We start from the raw sequence: 17395 nt of genomic DNA, 5'->3' as shown, positions 1-17395 counted from the left end.
TAATCAATATTAACAAAAGGCCTGTGGTTATTGCTCAGGCCAATTGAACCCTAACACATATAAGTGGGGCAATTATGGGTATTCTTTGTTTAGTCATTGGGCTAGCGATATTGATGATTATGTGTATGAAAGGTATACACATCTTTATTTCTGTTTTTACCACCAGCCTTTTTCTTGCGGTGACAGCATGGCTGGTATCTCCGAATATGCTTAATCCCGTTGATGCAATTTTACAAGTGTATACCGGTGGATTAGGTGGCTATTTTGGTAGTTTCTTCTTCATCTTCGTATTGGGTGCTATTTTCGGTAAGTTAACCGCTATTAGTGGCGCTGCCGACAGTGTAGCCTCTTTTATCATTGGTAAATTTGGTGAAAGAGCAGTTATTCCTTCATTAGTCGCAGCTTGTGCCATTTTAGCGTATGGCGGTGTTTCTGTTTTCGTTGCACTGTTTACTGTCTATTCAATGATGGTCAGTCTATTTCGTAAAGCAAATCTTCCTCGTCGCTTGATCCCTGCGGTGTATTTTGCCGGTGCCGGTACATTTGTGATGATAATGCCAGGATCACCTCAGATCCAAAATCTTATCCCAATGAAATTCTTAGGAACATCAGCAACCGCAGGCTTAGTGCCAGGAATGTTAACTGCGCTGTTCCAAATCACTTTAGTGATTATTTACCTCACTTGGTTATTTAAGCGCGTAAAAGCAAAAGGTGAAGGTTGGGTTGAAGACGAAAAAACCGCCAAAGCCGATGAAGGTAATAAAAATCGTAAATTACCTAACGTGCTTGTTGCTTTGTTACCGATGCTTATCTTGTTAGTTGTATTGAATATTCTGAAATGGGATCCGGCTATTGCGCTGTTCTGCGCCATTATTGCCGCCTTAGTTGTTTACTTACGTTATCTCGATTGGAAAAAACTCGTTCCAAATTTAGCCGCCGGCACAATGGAAGGGGTGACATCTCTTTTTAATACCGCTGTGATTGTTGGGTTTGGTGCGTTAGTTATGACCTTACCTGCATTTAAAGAGTCTTTCCAAGCTATCGCCCAATCTGGCTTAAATCCGCTGGTGGTGACCGCAATTTCAGTCGGTGCGCTGGTGTTTATTAGTGGTTCTGGTTCTGGAGCGCTAAGTATCGCGATGCCAATGATAGCCACTATGTTCCCAGCCACTGTTGTCGACCAAGGTTCATTACACCGTGTTGCCACTATGGCATCCATGAGTACCACACCGCCATTTAACGGCCTGATTATTACGGTCTTTAGTGTCTGTGGTGTCAGCCATAAAGAAGGCTATGGTCCTGTGGGGACATTAACCTTAGCTATCCCACTGTTAGCCATGATGTTTATGTTGCTGCTGTACACCTTTTTACCCGCATCTATAGCGACGATGTAAGAACGTTGACCCATTAATGCGTGTGATAAGACGACAAACGCGAAATCGCACGCCATAGAGATAACCATAAATATTCTCAGAGGAAATAAACATGGATTTTCAGCTAACCGAAGAACAAATTCTGATCCGCGATATGGTCAGAGAGTTCGTTGAAAACGACATCAAACCTATTGCAGGTGAAATTGATAAAGAACACCGTTTTCCTAGTGAAAGTGTGTCGCCAATGGCTGAGTTGGGGCTTTTTGGTTTCAATATTGATGAAGCTTACGGCGGTACAGAAGCCGATGCGCTGAGCTATGTGTTAGCGACAGAAGAGATGGCTAAAGTCAGTGCATCTCACGCCATGATTATGGGCTCACAATGTTCATTAACAGGGCCTGTTATTCAAAAATACGCAGATGAAGAAACTAAAGCTCGCATTCTACCGGGGGTGGTTTCTGGTGAAAAACTGGGTTGTTTCTGTTTATCAGAACCAAGCGCAGGCTGTGATGCGGCAGCACAACAAACAGTTGCAGTACGCCAAGGCGATAACTATGTGATTAACGGCTCTAAATTGTGGATCACAGCCGCACCTCAAGGTGCTTTCTTTATTGTTTTTGCAATGACAGATAAAAGCAAAGGCGTAAAAGGTATCACGGCATTTTTAGTAGAGCGTGATAACCCCGGTATGAGCATTGGTTTACCAGAAGACAAAATGGGCATGAATGGTTCTGAGACATGCTCTGTTAGCTTTAGTGATTGTGTGGTTTCAGCAAGTGCGATGTTAGGTGAAGAAGGTAAAGGATTTAATATCGCAATGGAAACCTTAGACGGTGGACGCTTGAGTTGTTCAGCGCTTGCATTAGGTATCGCACAAAGTGCATTAGATGCCACCATTACTTACACCAAAGAACGTATTCAATTTGGTAAACCTATCGCTGCTAACCAAGGTATTCAGTGGGTGTTAGTCGATATGGCAACCCGTGTGGATTGTGCGCGTATGCTGGTTTATCGCGCAGCTGCGGCAAAAATGGCCGGACTTCCCTATACCCGCGAATCAGCACAAGCAAAACTTTATGCTGCTGAAACCGCGACTTATGTTACTCAAAAAGCGGTGCAATTACATGGCGGTATGGGTTACACCAAATCTTACCCAGTTGAACGCCTGATGCGAGAAGCCAAATTGACCGAAATTTTTGAAGGCACCAGTGAGGTGCAACGCATGGTCATCGCAAAACATATTTTGGCTTAATTACATACAAATCTATTAACCCGTTTCATTCATCTGAATGGAGAATTTGAATTATGAAACTTATTGCCTGCTGTAAGGTTGTTCATGACGAACAAGACATCACAACACGGCCTGATCGTACACTCGCAACTGATAATGCGGGTTTAAAAATTAGTTTATATGACTTAAACGCGATAGAAACTGCGGTTGAAATTGCAACCGCACAAGGCGATAGCAGTGTTGTTGCATTGAGTGTTGGGCCAACGGCGATGGTCGAAAACGCGAAAATCAAAAAAGATATTTTATCTCGTGGCCCTGACTCATTAGCGGTTATTTCTGATGATGTATGTAACGCACTCTATTCAACGGATACCGCTAAAATTATCGCAGAAGCCGCAAAAAAAACGGGCTTTGATTTATTAGTTTTCGGTGAAGGTTCTGGCGATTTATATGCTCAACAAACAGGTTTAGCCGTTGGTGAATTTTTAGGTTTACCTTGCGTTAATGCGGTCAGCAAAGTCACCGTTGCAGGCGACAAAATCATTGTTGAGCGCGATTTAGAAAATATCACTGAAGAAGTTGAACTGACATTACCGGCAGTTATTTCTGTGACATCCAGTATTAACACACCAAAATTACCCTCAATGAAAGCGATTTTAGCGGCAAATAAAAAACCAGTAGAAAAGTGGAGCCTAGCGGATATTGGCGTTGATATTTCTGTGCCAACTGTTGTGCAAACAGCGATTTGTGCACCAGAGCAGGCAGATCGTCTCGGTGTTATTTTAGAAGGTGATTCTGACGAGAATATCGCTGCTTTTGCTGAACATTTACGCCAAGCGCTTAATCAATAAGGAGATCCTAAAATGGCTAGTTTACTACCAACTACCTTTGTTTATGCCGAAAAAGCGGATGATTTAGCAAAGTTGATTGCGTTTGCTCGTGGATTTGGTGAAAAGGTTAATGTTTTATTTATTGGTAATGATGAAAACACGCGTGAATGTGTGAGTTTAGGTGCTGATTGCGTTTATTGTTTTGCACCACAAGACAATGTGGCTACTGAAGATTATGCCGCTTCTTTTGCTCAAATTATTCAAGAAGCAGGGGCTAATTCATTGGTGTTATTGTCAGCATCAAAACGCGCTAAAGCAATTGCGGCGCGTCTTGGTGTTGCACTGAAGGCGGGTGTTGTTAGTGATGCATTAAGTTTACGTGTTGAAAACAATACTCTACTGGCAACACATCAGGTTTACGGTGGTTTAGCACATGCAACGGCTGAAATTCGTTCTTCTTATGCGGTGGTGACTGTTGGGAGTGCGTTGGATGTTGAAGCAATAACTGGCGCACCCAATGCACAAGTTGTGCAAAGTGCCTTTGTTGCACCAGCCCATGCATTAAAAGTATTAGCACGTAAACCAAAACAAGGTAGTAGTGTTGACTTAGGTAAATCGCATTGTGTTGTTGGTGTGGGGCGTGGTTTTGCTAAGGCTGATGATATCGCCTTAGCAACGGCTTTAGCAAAAGCATTACAAGGTGAAGTTGGTTGTTCGCGTCCTATCGCTGAAGGCGAAGGTTGGATGGAACATGATCGTTACATTGGCGTATCGGGTGTGACATTAGGGGCTGATGTTTATATTGCTGTCGGTATTTCAGGGCAAATCCAGCATATGGTGGGTGTTGATCGTACTAAGACCATTATTGCGATCAACAAAGATAAAAATGCACCAATTTTTAATGTCGTAGACTACGGTATTGTTGGCGATCTCTACAAAGTATTACCTGCATTAACCGCGAAGCTTGGTGGTTAATTGCCATCGGTCACTTGGTATTTTGTTGCCAAGTGACCAAACATAATAAAAGGATATAAAAGTATGTCAGACGATATTTTTGACGCCATTATTGTGGGTGGTGGCCTTGCAGGTGGTACGGCGGCTTATGTACTGGCGCAAGCTGGTTGTGATGTTTTAGTCGTAGAACGTGGTAATTTTGCTGGCAGCAAAAATATGACGGGTGGACGATTATATGCACATAGCTTAGAAAAAATTATCCCCGATTTTGCAAAAGAAGCCCCAGTAGAACGCGTGGTTACCCGCGAAAAAATTTCTATGTTAACGCCGACAGATGGCGTGACACTCGATTATCAACATACCCAAGAAGAAGAGGCTTCTGCACGCTCTTACACGGTATTACGCTCTTCATTTGACCAATGGTTAATGGAAAAGGCTGAAGATGCTGGTGCTCAGGTGATAACCGGGGTTCGTGTTGATGAAGTTTTAGTAAAAGAGGGAAAAGTCTGTGGTGTTAAAGCCGGTGATGATGAGATTGAAGCCAATGTGGTTATTTTGGCTGATGGTGTGAACTCATTATTGGCAAAACAGCTAGGCATGACACAAAAAGTTAATCCTCACACCGTAGCTGTTGGTGTAAAAGAATTATTAGAATTCACGCCACAACAAATGGAAGACCGATTTGGTTGTACTAATGATGATGGTTTAGCATGGCTCTTTGCGGGTGCTCCATCAGGTGGATATTTAGGTGGTGGTTTTTTATATACCAATAAAAATACGGTTTCATTAGGACTGGTTCTGGGGCTACATAATGTCGATAAATTCGAAAAAACAGTACCTCAAATGTTGGAAGATTTTAAACAACACCCCATTGTTGCGCCATTAATTAAAGATGGAAAACTATTAGAATATTCAGCACATATGGTGCCAGAAGGCGGCATGAATATGGTTTCTGAATTAGTCAAAGATGGTGTGCTAGTTGCGGGTGATGCCGCTGGATTTTGTCTGAATGTTGGCTATACCGTAAGAGGGATGGATTTAGCGATAGCATCGGGAGAAGCAGCAGCAAAAGCGGTATTACTGGCGAAAGAGCAAAACAGCTATAGCCAAAAAGAGCTAAGTTGTTATCAATCTTTATTAAATGACAGCTTTGTGATGAAAGATATGAAGCTGTATAAAGACTTACCTTCTTTCTTGGATAATACAAGATTCTTTACTGATTACCCACAAATGGCTGCGAATGTCATGCATGACTTATTTGTGATTAATGGGCCTGAAAAACCTGTTCGTAAGAAAATACTGTCTCAAGTTAAAAAAGTCGGAGTAATGAATTTAATTAAAGACGGATTTAAGGGAGTACGATCTTTATGAGTAAGGTAAACGTAGATGTTAAATTAGGGGTTAATAAATTTAATGTAGATGAAGAAAATCCACATATTGTATTAAATGAAAATATCGACCCAGTTCAATTTGAAATACTAATGAAGGCATGCCCCGCTGGATTATATAAACGAGATGAAAAAGGGCAGTATCTTTTTGATTATGCTGGCTGTTTAGAATGCGGCACTTGCCGGGTATTATGTGGCGATACTGTATTAGCTAAATGGGAATATCCTTGTGGCACATTAGGTATTGAATTTCGTTACGGCTAATAATGACATAGTATTGCACCCTTTAATATAACCTGCCAGAAATAATATAAAGGGTGCGATAAAACAAGAGTAAAGAACAAATAATATAATTAGTTATCTTAAAGAATGTATTTTACGATATTCCGATGGTGTCATGAAAAATTCAGATTTAAATTTACGACTTAAATTTGAAATATCACTAAATCCACATTCATAAGCAAGTTGGGTAATATTTTTTTCTGCTAATAATGGATTAACTAATGCGGCTTTATAATTATCAAGACGTTTTTGGTGTATCCAACGATGAACAGAAGTATTTTGTTCTTTAAAGAGCATTTGCAAATAGCGCACAGAGATCCCACATGCATTAGCACATTCATTGACGCTTAATTCAGGATCAGAAAGCCGCTGCTCAAGATAATGCTGAGCAAAATAAAATAAGGTAGAGCGCCCAAGGCTTTGTGGTGGTGTTGCGATACTGTATTCACTAAATGCCGAGGTAATTAAATTCAGCAAAATATCAGCAAGTTGTTGCGCATGTTGTGGCGGCATTGAATCTAAAAAAGGGATATAGCGCATAACAAAGCTATATACTAAAGAGCCGGTAATGCTGTTGCCTCGGATAGCCCTCGCGGTTAGGTTTTGCGTATTTCCTAAACGTGAAGCCAGTTTTTCTCTTGGAATTAAAATTTTAAATAGCGAATAGTCGTTATCAAAAGACCAAGAAACCGGTCTTGCCATATCAAAAATACAAAAGTCACCTTGGCGTAAAAATGCAGTTCTACCATCTTGAGTAAGATGGCTAGTACCTGAACGCTGTAGCTCTATTTGGAAATGCTCCTCAAGGCTGAGTTTATGAGATAAAGGACGGCTACTCGCCCAGTGCCCGTTGGATTCTAGCTGAATAAAACGAATATTTGTCACCTGCTGCTCGACGATATTGGCATAGAATCGAGAGTTAGGCGGTAATTCGACCTCATTGCATTCATAAGAAGATAAAAAGCGGTCTTTTATAGTATCCCTGAATACGGAAAACCGATCTACGTCAGGGACTTCCCTAGTCGTAAACATGCTTTTCATAGTACGCCCACTTTTATTGAAAGTATTTTTGTTGTGTTGCTACTTATCTGGCATAAAACCTGGATTAATCCAGATAAAAATAGAATAATTTTTCATAATAATCTTATTTGAAATAATACGTTGATATTAGTATTAACGTTTATTTATATTGTCTGGATTGTTAATAAATTGAAGCTAATATATTTTCTTGAACTTCAACTATTAAAATAAAATTATTATAAATTATAAAGTTAGTTTATAGCACTTTTGATGCTATCATTTCTATGATGATTAATCCTAAGTTAATTTCTTATCTTTAGAGAGAGATCTCATAAAACTATTTATATTTATTCTTATTAAAAATTCTTTTATTTTATTCTTTTCATTGAATGATTAAATATATAAATTATGTAATTAAGATTGTGGTTTGTTAACTAAATGGTTTTTTATCGTTAATGCAGTAGATGTATTCTTTTATTATACTATATAACTAATATGCTTTAAAATAATAATAGGATGATTATTAAATAGTTAATTCATTATTAAAATAATGATTGTTAATAGGGTAAAGTAAAGTGAAATATTTTAATAAACACTATTTTTCTGAGTAAACCTACTAAAATAAATTAATAGTAGGTTTACTCAATAACTTTACTTCATTTAGTTAAGCTAACTTTCCAAGTTCTTGTACGCTCTCAACTAAATTGGCTAATTGGCTAACAACGCGGTCGCCAATATCCGCATTATCACCACCCAACGCTTTATTACGCATAAAGTCTTTTTTAATTTGTTGCCAGCGTATCGACTCTTTTTCTGACAATTTTCCGCGCAGTTCAGCGAGTTTTAATAGGTTTTCTTCGGCACCTGTTGTTAGTAATTGTGCTTCACCAAGATAATGATCATCAAGTAGTCTTTCTAGTTCGTCTTCATTCATCACTGAAGAGACTTTTTCACTAAGCTTATTCATATTACGGTAACTACCCTGTAAGCGAAATGCCGGCTCTGTGCGATATTTATCGGATTGCGCTGCACTGGCAATATATTGTTGATTCACTTTTAAGATAACATTGCGTAATGTGATTAAGTGTTTAAGTACTAAAACGATTTCACTAATTTCTGCATCTGAATAGGGGTAACTTAGTGCGTTAGTAGAGACGGATTTTCCCATCGCTTTATCAACAAAAAGATAGAGGTCGTTTAAATCACGTAGCGCTAATGGCGCCAAAACGGGATTAGACGTTAGGCTATTTTCGATATAACTCAACGCAAATGCGTCATCCATTCCACCTAATACTTCACCTAAATTATAGATATCAGCACGGTTTGCTAGCATGTCAGGGATGCGGAATATTTCTCCTGATTCGGTATAGGGGTTGCCTGCCATGACCACACAGAATTTTTTTCCACGCATATCATAGGTTTTGGTTTTTCCGCGCCAAACACCTTCAATACGTCTTGTTCCATCACACAATGAGATAAATTTTTGCAAAAATTCAGGGTGAGTGTGCTGAATATCATCTACATACAGCATCACGTTATTTCCCATTTCAAGAGCGAGATTGAGTTTTTCTAGCTCTTGTCTGGCGGTTGCATTGGGGGCTTGTTCAGGATCTAGTGATAGTACGTTGTGTCCTAATGCAGGGCCGTTTATCTTCATAAAAATTAGCCCTAAACGTGCCGCCGCATATTCCATTAATGTGGTTTTACCGTAACCCGGCGGGGATATCATCAGCAATAATCCCATTAAATCGGTGCGTTTACCTTCGCCTAATGCCCCAATTTGTTTTGCCATATTGTCACCAATAATAGGCAAATAAACATCATTAATCAGTTTGTTACGCACAAAAGAGCTTAACGGTTTAGCTTTAAATTCATGAAGTTTTAAACGCGCGCGTTGGTCGATCACGATTTTTTGGCGTAAGGTTTGATATTGACGAAATGCAGGAATAAAGGTTTTTCGCTGCCCTCGCATACGGCTAAAGTAGTCATCTAAACTTAATGATAGTGATTGGTTTTTAATTGTTGGGTGTTCGCCCAATAATCCATTTACCGTAAAGTAGAGGCAAGCTTCGCTATAACGTGCTGAAGCGACTTTATCCAGAATAATAATAGCAATAGCACCCGGAATGTAAGGAGTGAGAGAGGCATATTGCTCAATAGAACATAGTCCTTGTAACCAATTTTGGATTAATGCCCAGCGCTGAGCATAACGAGTACCTAAATTTTGTTGTGAACGATTAAAATCGATCCACATATGTGCTTCTTCTAATCGACTTTGTAGTGCAACAACTAGCTGTTTGGCATATTTACTATAAACAAGCTCAATAGGGGTTCTTGCCAAAATAAAACTAAGATATTCAGCTGCTTGTATTGGCGTATAACTTTGGCATGAAATCGGATTATCAATTAAGAATAAGCGAATATCTGCCTCAATTTCTGCTTGTAGGTCAATTAATGCATCGTCATTATGAAAAAGCTGTTGAATATTTAGCGCTGTTCTCGCACGTTCAGGCCAAAGTGCAGGATATTCATTATGTTGTGTATTTTCCCAGAAAATAGCGGCAATTGCGCGAGCTGTTGGGTTATAACGCAGAAGATCGGCACTTTCTCCTGTCGGGATCAATTGTTTTAAGATAGCGATAGCATCGTGATCGTGGATCCCTTTTTCATACCCTTCTTTATAGCGTGGCGTTGCAAAATCACGTACTAGCTTTTCAAGTTTATCTGGTACAGTCAGCGCATTTTTTAAAATATCATAAGTCAGATTATCTTGACGCTTTGCTGCGGCATAAATAATTGAATAAGCGAGATATTCTGCTCGGTAAACGGTATCGGATTCCGATTCAAGTGATGCATCCCAATAGGGTTTAAGCTGTTCAAGTTCCGCATTTTCTATCGGTTCTTGGAAGTCTGTTCCTGTGAGATATAACCACAGTTTTTCGTCTTTAGGTAAAATCGTCAGATCAAGCTCTTGTGTATTAACACTAAAACGATGACGAGGTCCCAATTTAATAATGTTACCGTTATCTTCAAAAATATCGGTTTTATCACGTAATATGCGAATAGCTTGATCACGAGAGGATTTTAGTCGCGCATCAATATCATCTGCTTTTACGTTATCATTGATTTCTCTTAGTTTTTCAATGATCTCTCTTGTCTTTGATGCTAAAGGATCTGAAGCAAAAAAGGCATTTAATTCATCTTGAGATTGAAGCCTTGCGGTTCTGCGCTGTAAGTTTTCTAATAGGCGATCAGCCGCTGTTAATAGATTTTGTGCTCTGCGCTGACGTTCGTCGATCAACGTTTGTTTATGTGATTCAAAGGTTTCTACAAGTTCTTCACGTTTAGTCAGAATATCATCTAAAAATTCATCGTAGCTACTAAACTGGCTCTCAAGTTCTTCTAATTGAACCAGTAAGCGAGAGAGTTGATCGTCACAACGCTCAGGATCAGTCGCAAGAGAGAGCGCATTGGTGATCCCTTGGCTAAATAGGCGAAATTGCGCACCAAATTGTGCGACCGTTTCAACGCTGCTTTGTGATTTTCTTTTTTGTTGTAAGCGCGCTCGTGACTGGTTTAATTGCGCATAAATTTGTGAAATCGCATCGATAATTTGAGTTTGCTGAGTAATATCACTAAATGTTAGCGAGGCCATTAAGTTAGATAACATATCCAAATCTGAGGACATTTGTTCCATGTCATTCATTGGAATATCTAACTGGGCGCTGTTTTGTGCTTTCTCTATTAACTCTTCAAAAGCGATAAGCTGTGTTTTAAAAGGTTGTAAGGCTTTTTCGCTAGCAAGAAAAACGGCTGTAGCTTGTGAAACACGTTGCTGTGCATCGGTGATTTCTTGTTCCATCTCACTGAGCTTCGTTAAATCCATATAACGGAATTCACGTAACGAAATCAAATGGCCACGATGTGCATTTAATTGATTTAATCCATCAACAAATTGCTGAATATCGTTCCAACTATCTGGATGAGTTAAAGAAATTAGCGATTTTTGCCGACTAATGGCTTCATTTATTGCTTTAGCAGATTGTTGGCGAATACTTTCAACTTTTTCATATTCATCAAGCACTAATTCGCTGGTTTGGGTGATTTCTTTTAGTAATTTTCCAATACCTAAACAATGTTCGTCGTTAAACCAGTAATAAAGATCGAGTAGATTTTTAGCTTGTTGGCTAAGTTGCTCATAGCGACTAATAGAGACTTGATTACCCTCTATTTCTTTTGCCACATGCAATATTTCAGAAATACCTCGCACTAAATCCGCATTACCTATACGACCATAAAAGCCATTACGAGGAGGCTGTTTATCAGCAAATTCTTCAGAATAAAACGGTGTTTGCCAAACTTGCATTGGGTGAACGCGAGTTGCTTCTTCGCTTTCACCTTCAAATAACACCATTTTTCCATCTTCAAACATCGCGTAACCATGCCCAACTAAAGGCACAGCTAACTTACGTTCAATCATATTGTAATTAAATAGAGCTAGGCGGCCTTGTGTTGGTGAATAGAAAACATATAGTACATCTTCGCCATTAGGTGAGCGGCGCAAACGGCGAAAATACATGCCTTCCATAGGTTGATCGAAGGTTTTATATTCACCATTTTGTAGGTAATAGCCACCAGGGAAAATAATTCCATGATCTTCTGGTAGTTGCACACAAGCTTGCCCGATAGCATCTATGCGCTGCACGCTTTGAGTTAAGGTGTTATAGACCAGATAACGCCAGTTCTCTTCGCGATAAGGCAGGATTTTTAATAAAATTAAGCTGCCTGTTTGTGCATATTCAATAAGTGCATCATCAAGAGATTGGTTTTTATCTAGTACCGCTTCGCGATAAATACCTAAGCCATCTTCGGTGTTATTTTCACATTTAATGGTGAGATCGCCACCTGTAGTTTCAACAAAAACAGTATCGAGAATATTAATATGAGGAAAACGACCATTAACGGTGTTTTCTCTTTGTGTTCTTACCCAAGTAAAATCGTAAGCAGGGGGAAGGGCGATATCGCGCTCGCCGCGATTATCAATATATTCAATTCGTTGCTTATCACTGGAAATGGCCCAACGAAAAACACGAACATCAGTAATACGTGCACCTATTTGAAAGCTGGCAAGTAATTTACCATCACGTTCAACTAATTGGAGTAATTGCGTATCTTTATAGTAGGTATAAAGTTCAGTGAAATCCTGAACAAAGCGATAGTCACTTAAAAATGTGTCTTCATAAGCGACAGCTTCAACATCAAATTCACCTTCAGTTTCTGTTAACCGATAGAGCGAAAAGACATCTTCAATATGCGTTTCTCGTTTGAGCCCAAGAAATACGTTATAGCCAAAAAGAAGCCAATCACCAACGCGAACAATATCTCTTGCTTGGCAATTATTTTCAGTACGAATACGAATGCGCCCAATGATATCCATTTGGCTTTGACCAAATTCATCTAAGCGATGTTGGTTTAATAACGCTGCCTGTTGATGAAGTTGCTGACCTTGTTCTGTTAGACGTTTGCGTAATATTTCATACGCGCCACCTTGTGCAACAGCGCTGTCGAGTATTTCCTGTTCGCGGTTCGTATCCTGAATATCAGACATGGTATAACGGATTTCCTTGGCTTAATCGATAAATATTATTAAAAGGCATATAACTAAGTTATATGCCTTTTGTATTCCTTTATTTAAAATGAGTCATCTGCTGATGGTTCTGGTTTTTCCGTCACATTTTTAGCAAGTTGACTTGATCCTTTGGTTGCCATAAATCCATTAATTAAATCTTGGACTTCTGGGTTATTTAATAAGGAAGCAATATCCATTTTTTTATCTTGTTTGGTGCGATTAATTAGTTTTTCAACGTTCTCTTTGGCAAAGCTGCTCTTATCCATAAAACCATCAACGGCTTTACCTAAGCTCAGTGCTTTAGAGAAGGTATTAAAGAAGCTGCCATCACCACCAACAATTTCAATATTGGTTTTGCTCAGCGCTGCGGCCAATACATCAGCTTGTTCGCGAGCAATTTCTTTATTGGCGTCAATTGATGCCATAGCTTGTTCAAATTCTTTCTCAAGACGCATACGGAACTCTTCATGAGAACGCGCAGTATCACTGAGGTGATCCATTGATTTGAATTTATCCGTTAAACCATCAGCTTCTGCTTTCAAGCGTTGGCGAATGACTTCAGCTTGTGCGGCACCTAGTTGTCCTTCACCTCGTGCTTGCGCTGCTAGTTTTTCTTCAAGAATTTTCGCATCCGCTAAACCTAATTTCTCTTTAGCATTGGCTTGTTGTTCTTCACCACGTGCTTGAGCCATCAATTTTTCTTCTAAAATTTTGGCTTCAGCAAAACCTTGTTGTTGCTCAGCTTGTGCTTTAGCTTCCATCACTTGTGCTTCTGTTAAGCCTTTTTCTTTTAAGCCACGGGCTTCTGCTAACAGTTTTTCTGCTGTGATATTGGCTAAGACTAAACCTTCTTTTTCTTCGGCCTCAGCGGTGGCTTGACGAACGCGTGCTTCGGCTAAACCTAATGCAGCATGTTCAGCTTCTATACCTTCAGCAAGGCGTTTTTTCGCTTCGGCTTGTTTGGCAGAAGCTTCTAGTTCAGCTTTTGCCATTGTGCTTATTTCTTCGGCTTTATGTTTGGCGCTGACTTCATCGGCTTCGGCTTTTTTTACCTGGCGCACTAACGATTCTTCTGCTTCAGCTTGCGCATTAATCACTGTGACTTGCTTCATACGTTCAGCTTCTGATATTTCACGTACTTCTTTAATGCGTTCTTCTTCTTGAGCAACCGTTTTTTCAACCGCAACACGTTCACGGATCACGCTTGAAATATTTTTACGCTCTTCTTCTAAGGCTTTTTCTTTTTCAATGCGTTGTAGCTCTACTTCACGCTCGCGAGCAACTATCTCTAATTCACGCGCACGACTGACTCGTTCTTCTTCAATAGCAACAGCTCGTGTGCGATTTTGTTGTGCAACTTCAACTTCACGCATACGATTTTCTTCACGAATTTCAATTTCTTGCTGAGTTTGAATTCTCGCTTGTTCTGATTTTAAACGTTCTTCTTCTTGCACCCGCAATGTTTCTGAGGTTTCACGAGCACGAATATTATCGATTTCACGTTTTTGGCGCGCTTCTGCGTCAGCCTGTTGGCGTTCTAATGCTAGGCTCGCTTCACGTGTTTCAACATTTTTTTTCTGAATAGCTAATTCTTGATCACGCTCTTTTTGGTTAGTTTCAATATTATGAATAGCTGTGATTTCAGTTATTTTACGAATACCTTCAGAGTCAAAAATATTATTCGGATCAAGAGCTGATTTTGGTGTTTGTTCTAAGTAGTCGATAGCAACGTCTTCTAATGCGTAGCCGTTGAGATCTTTACCAATAACATCAACAATGCGATCACGAAAGTTTTGTCTGTCTTCAAAAAGCTTGGCTAAATCAAACTGTTTACCTACAGTTTTTAATGCTTCAGAAAATTTTGCGCTAAAGAGGGTGCTTACAGCTTGGTGATCTGAAGCGCGCTCAACCCCAATGGCTTTGGCAACTTTTAATACGTCTTCAGTCGTTTCATTAACCCGTAAATAGAATGCTACGGTGATATCAGCACGTAAATTATCCTGACAGATAAGGCCATCTTTACCGCGACGATCTACCTCTAATGTCAGAAGAGAGATACGCATAAATTCTTTTTTATAGATGACGGGATAGACCAATGCGCCCGTAAAATGTACTTTTGGCTGCGAGGTCATATCATTGACGATTAATGCAGTACCCTGTGGAACCTTGATATAAAATGCCTTAAACAGTCCAAATAATCCTAAAATTATTAGGATCACACAGCCAATAATGGTCAAAAAAGGCATTATAAAAGCCAAGTCCATATTCTTTCTCCATAAGTTCAACGATGTCGTCGTGTTAAATATTGTCTGTTAGCTAAATGTATTTTCATCGATATAAAGGGTTAGCGACGAAATTCATCTTCCGTAACGACTTGATAACTATGAGTTGCTGCGTCATAACTGATAATAATAACGCTATCACCTCGTTTAATATTTTCTGTTGCAGGTGCTCTGATTTGTAAGATTAAACCTGCGCCACCGTCTTCTAAAATGGCTTCACCTTTAATTTCAGTCACTTTATCCGAGCGAACGGTCGCTAATTTTCCTGCCAGTTGGTGTACTGATTTTGGCTTATTTTTCATTATTAATTTTTTACGGATTGGTTTTAAACATAATGCCGTAAGTTGAAGTGAAATAAAGGCAATAACAATAAATAGAATAAAACCAACAAAATAATGCAGTAAAGCGGTATCAATATAGCGAATAAACCAATGAACGCTAAAATAACTGATAAACCAACCAAAAAGCGTAAAGAAGGTTAATATAATGGTAATAGGGATACCGGCTAAGCCTAATTTAGTTAGCCAACCTGCAAATCCGGTAGCATCTGCGTTTATATCAAATTCACTATCAATATTGAATAAGTCGATATCTAATAATCCAAATGCAGCGCATAGCCAGTAGAAAAGAATAATAATAAGTAGTGCACTAAAAATAATGCACGGAAAGGTTAGGCTGTTTTGGAAAAATAAATTCATATAAGCAGTTCCCTTAATTAAAAAGTGGCGATTTCACTATCACATTAATAATATTTATCATACTTTAAATCACTTATAAAGCATGTGGTTATCTCTATATTCTATGTTTATTAGCCTATTTTTATGGTCGATAAACTTTAATATAAGTTATTTCGTTGTGGTTGAATAATATTACTTATTATCTTTTATAATATCGGATCATTCCCTAAAGGTTAAAGACAAAATATTTAACTATTATTTATCCATAAATTGCGTGCTGATAAGTATTTTATATAAATATTAATCTTTTTATTATGTATAAAACGCTAAATTATAGAAAAGGTAATTACCAGTGTATTGTACAGACTGTGCAGTACTATTGGAGCAATAAGAGAGTGAGTACTTATTCTTACCTGACAGAAGATAATACCCATAATAAAAATAAGTGTAAATGTGCTAAGAGAGTGGTATTGCGTATGTATGGTAGAAAATAGTAGAGACGAAGTGATTATGGCAATCCACTTTCCTGTATTGCCATACCACATACCGGCATTGAGTAGAAAGCCTCTGAAGATTATCTCTTCCGTAATTGGTGCAATAAATATAATGGAGAGAACAAAGAGAAAAAAAGCAAACCCAGTAATATTATTAGTTAACTCTATCCATTCTTTTTCTTCTGTGCCTAAAAAACCATTAATAAAGATTAAGGCGATAAGTGCTAATAATGGTGCTATTAATTTTCGCCAATGAACGCTACCTAGTGGCATTAATTTGATATTTTTCTGATAAGCAAACCAAATGATAAGGCTAAAGGGAAGGTAGATAAGAAAAGTTACTAATGTAATTGAATAATTTGATTGTAAAAAATCTTTTACGTTAGGAATAAATAGAATAATAAAAGGTGAAAAATAATAGATTATAAAAGCAAATACACAGATAAGGGAGTGAAAAACTCGGTCTTTAGGAAATTCCATTTGTATTTGTCCTGTTATAATAAATAATATCCGCTAGTTTTAGCTTAATAGGATAGCGTGTTTAAATTGTTAAATCATTAGATTATTTGAAGAAATTAAAGAGTAAAGCGTCCTTATTACTTTGATTGATTAAGATGAAATATAAATATACTCCTATAGAAAAATATATTTATAAACTAAGTCATTCGCTTTCAAGAGAACCAAATGTCAGTGATTTCCCTATAACGATAAAAAAATATGAGATAAATCTACCCCATTATTAGGAATAGCTATTTCTGACAATGAGGAATTAGATTGTATTTTTAATTTATATAAGACAGATGTAATGGTTGTTTTACTCTTTATTTTCAAATTAAAATAGCCAAAGCAACGATAAGCCATATTGATATGATTTTTCAAAATCCGTTAACTCACAATGAATGCCAACCGCAAAAAATTATATTTTTTAAATATGAAAGTATATCATGGCAACACTTTTTCACGGAAACTAGTGGGTACAGTATATGGAATAAACAAGATTATTAATATGTATGGAACTCATATTCAGGCAACAAAAAGATATTATAATACTCAAGCGATGATAAAAAAGAATGAACTTGAAAAAGTGACAATGACATTATCATATTTATAAAAAATGCCCAAATTAGGAAAAGAGATATAGGAGGTATAAAAGAAAGTACAAAAAACTTAAGTAGTGAAATAAAAAAGTATTCAAATGTTGAAAGAAAAAGAAAAAGAAAAAGAAAAAGAAAAAG

11 protein-coding genes are annotated in these 17395 nt (G+C 38.2%); 6 read left to right on the top strand and 5 right to left on the bottom strand.

Annotated elements, in window-relative coordinates:
- Positions 1-74: 74 nt before the first annotated feature.
- From M997_RS16290 to M997_RS16265, 6 genes are all read left to right on the top strand, one after another.
- Positions 75-1394 carry a GntP family permease gene (locus tag M997_RS16290; RefSeq protein ID WP_064721172.1) on the top strand — a complete coding sequence of 440 codons (1320 nt, stop codon included), beginning with the start codon at positions 75-77 and terminating at the stop codon, positions 1392-1394.
- 91 nt (positions 1395-1485) lie between these two features.
- Entirely contained in the window at positions 1486-2625 is a 1140-nt protein-coding gene (locus tag M997_RS16285) for an acyl-CoA dehydrogenase family protein (RefSeq protein ID WP_064721171.1), read from the top strand.
- A 53-nt stretch (positions 2626-2678) separates the two neighbouring features.
- Positions 2679-3455: a putative electron transfer flavoprotein FixA gene (gene fixA, locus M997_RS16280; RefSeq protein ID WP_064721170.1), complete on the top strand. Its 777-nt coding sequence runs from the start codon at positions 2679-2681 to the stop codon at positions 3453-3455.
- 12 nt (positions 3456-3467) lie between these two features.
- Positions 3468-4409, top strand: a complete 942-nt coding sequence (locus M997_RS16275) for an FAD-binding protein (RefSeq protein ID WP_064721169.1) — start codon at positions 3468-3470, stop codon at positions 4407-4409.
- 63 nt (positions 4410-4472) lie between these two features.
- Positions 4473-5759: an FAD-dependent oxidoreductase gene (locus M997_RS16270; RefSeq protein ID WP_064721168.1), complete on the top strand. Its 1287-nt coding sequence runs from the start codon at positions 4473-4475 to the stop codon at positions 5757-5759.
- Positions 5756-6040, top strand: coding sequence for a ferredoxin family protein (locus M997_RS16265; protein ID WP_064721167.1), 285 nt, complete (start codon positions 5756-5758; stop codon positions 6038-6040). Before M997_RS16270 ends, M997_RS16265 begins: the two co-directional genes overlap by 4 nt.
- Before the next feature lie 93 nt (positions 6041-6133).
- Here the strand turns inward: M997_RS16265 and M997_RS16260 are convergent, their stop codons facing one another.
- From M997_RS16260 to M997_RS16240, 5 genes are all read right to left on the bottom strand, one after another.
- On the bottom strand, positions 6134-7099 hold the full coding sequence (locus M997_RS16260; protein WP_064721166.1) for a helix-turn-helix domain-containing protein: 966 nt from the start codon (positions 7097-7099) through the stop codon (positions 6134-6136).
- Positions 7100-7742: 643 nt separating this feature from the next.
- Positions 7743-12686, bottom strand: a complete 4944-nt coding sequence (locus M997_RS16255; protein WP_064721165.1) for a DNA repair ATPase — start codon at positions 12684-12686, stop codon at positions 7743-7745.
- Positions 12687-12769: 83 nt separating this feature from the next.
- Complete coding sequence (locus tag M997_RS16250; RefSeq protein ID WP_064721164.1) at positions 12770-14971, bottom strand: flotillin family protein; 2202 nt, start codon at positions 14969-14971, stop codon at positions 12770-12772.
- 80 nt (positions 14972-15051) lie between these two features.
- Positions 15052-15687 (bottom strand): OB-fold-containig protein, encoded by a 636-nt coding sequence (locus tag M997_RS16245; protein ID WP_064721163.1) that lies wholly within the window; start codon positions 15685-15687, stop codon positions 15052-15054.
- Between the two features lie 305 nt (positions 15688-15992).
- Positions 15993-16640, bottom strand: a complete 648-nt coding sequence (locus M997_RS16240) for a CPBP family intramembrane glutamic endopeptidase (RefSeq protein WP_064721162.1) — start codon at positions 16638-16640, stop codon at positions 15993-15995.
- Positions 16641-17395: the final 755 nt, after the last annotated feature.

The organism is Proteus hauseri ATCC 700826, from assembly GCF_001654965.1.
Classification (GTDB): Bacteria; Pseudomonadota; Gammaproteobacteria; order Enterobacterales; family Enterobacteriaceae; genus Proteus; species Proteus hauseri.
The sequence above is the reverse complement of the archived record's forward strand: the minus strand, read 5'-3'. Positions and strand labels throughout refer to the sequence as shown.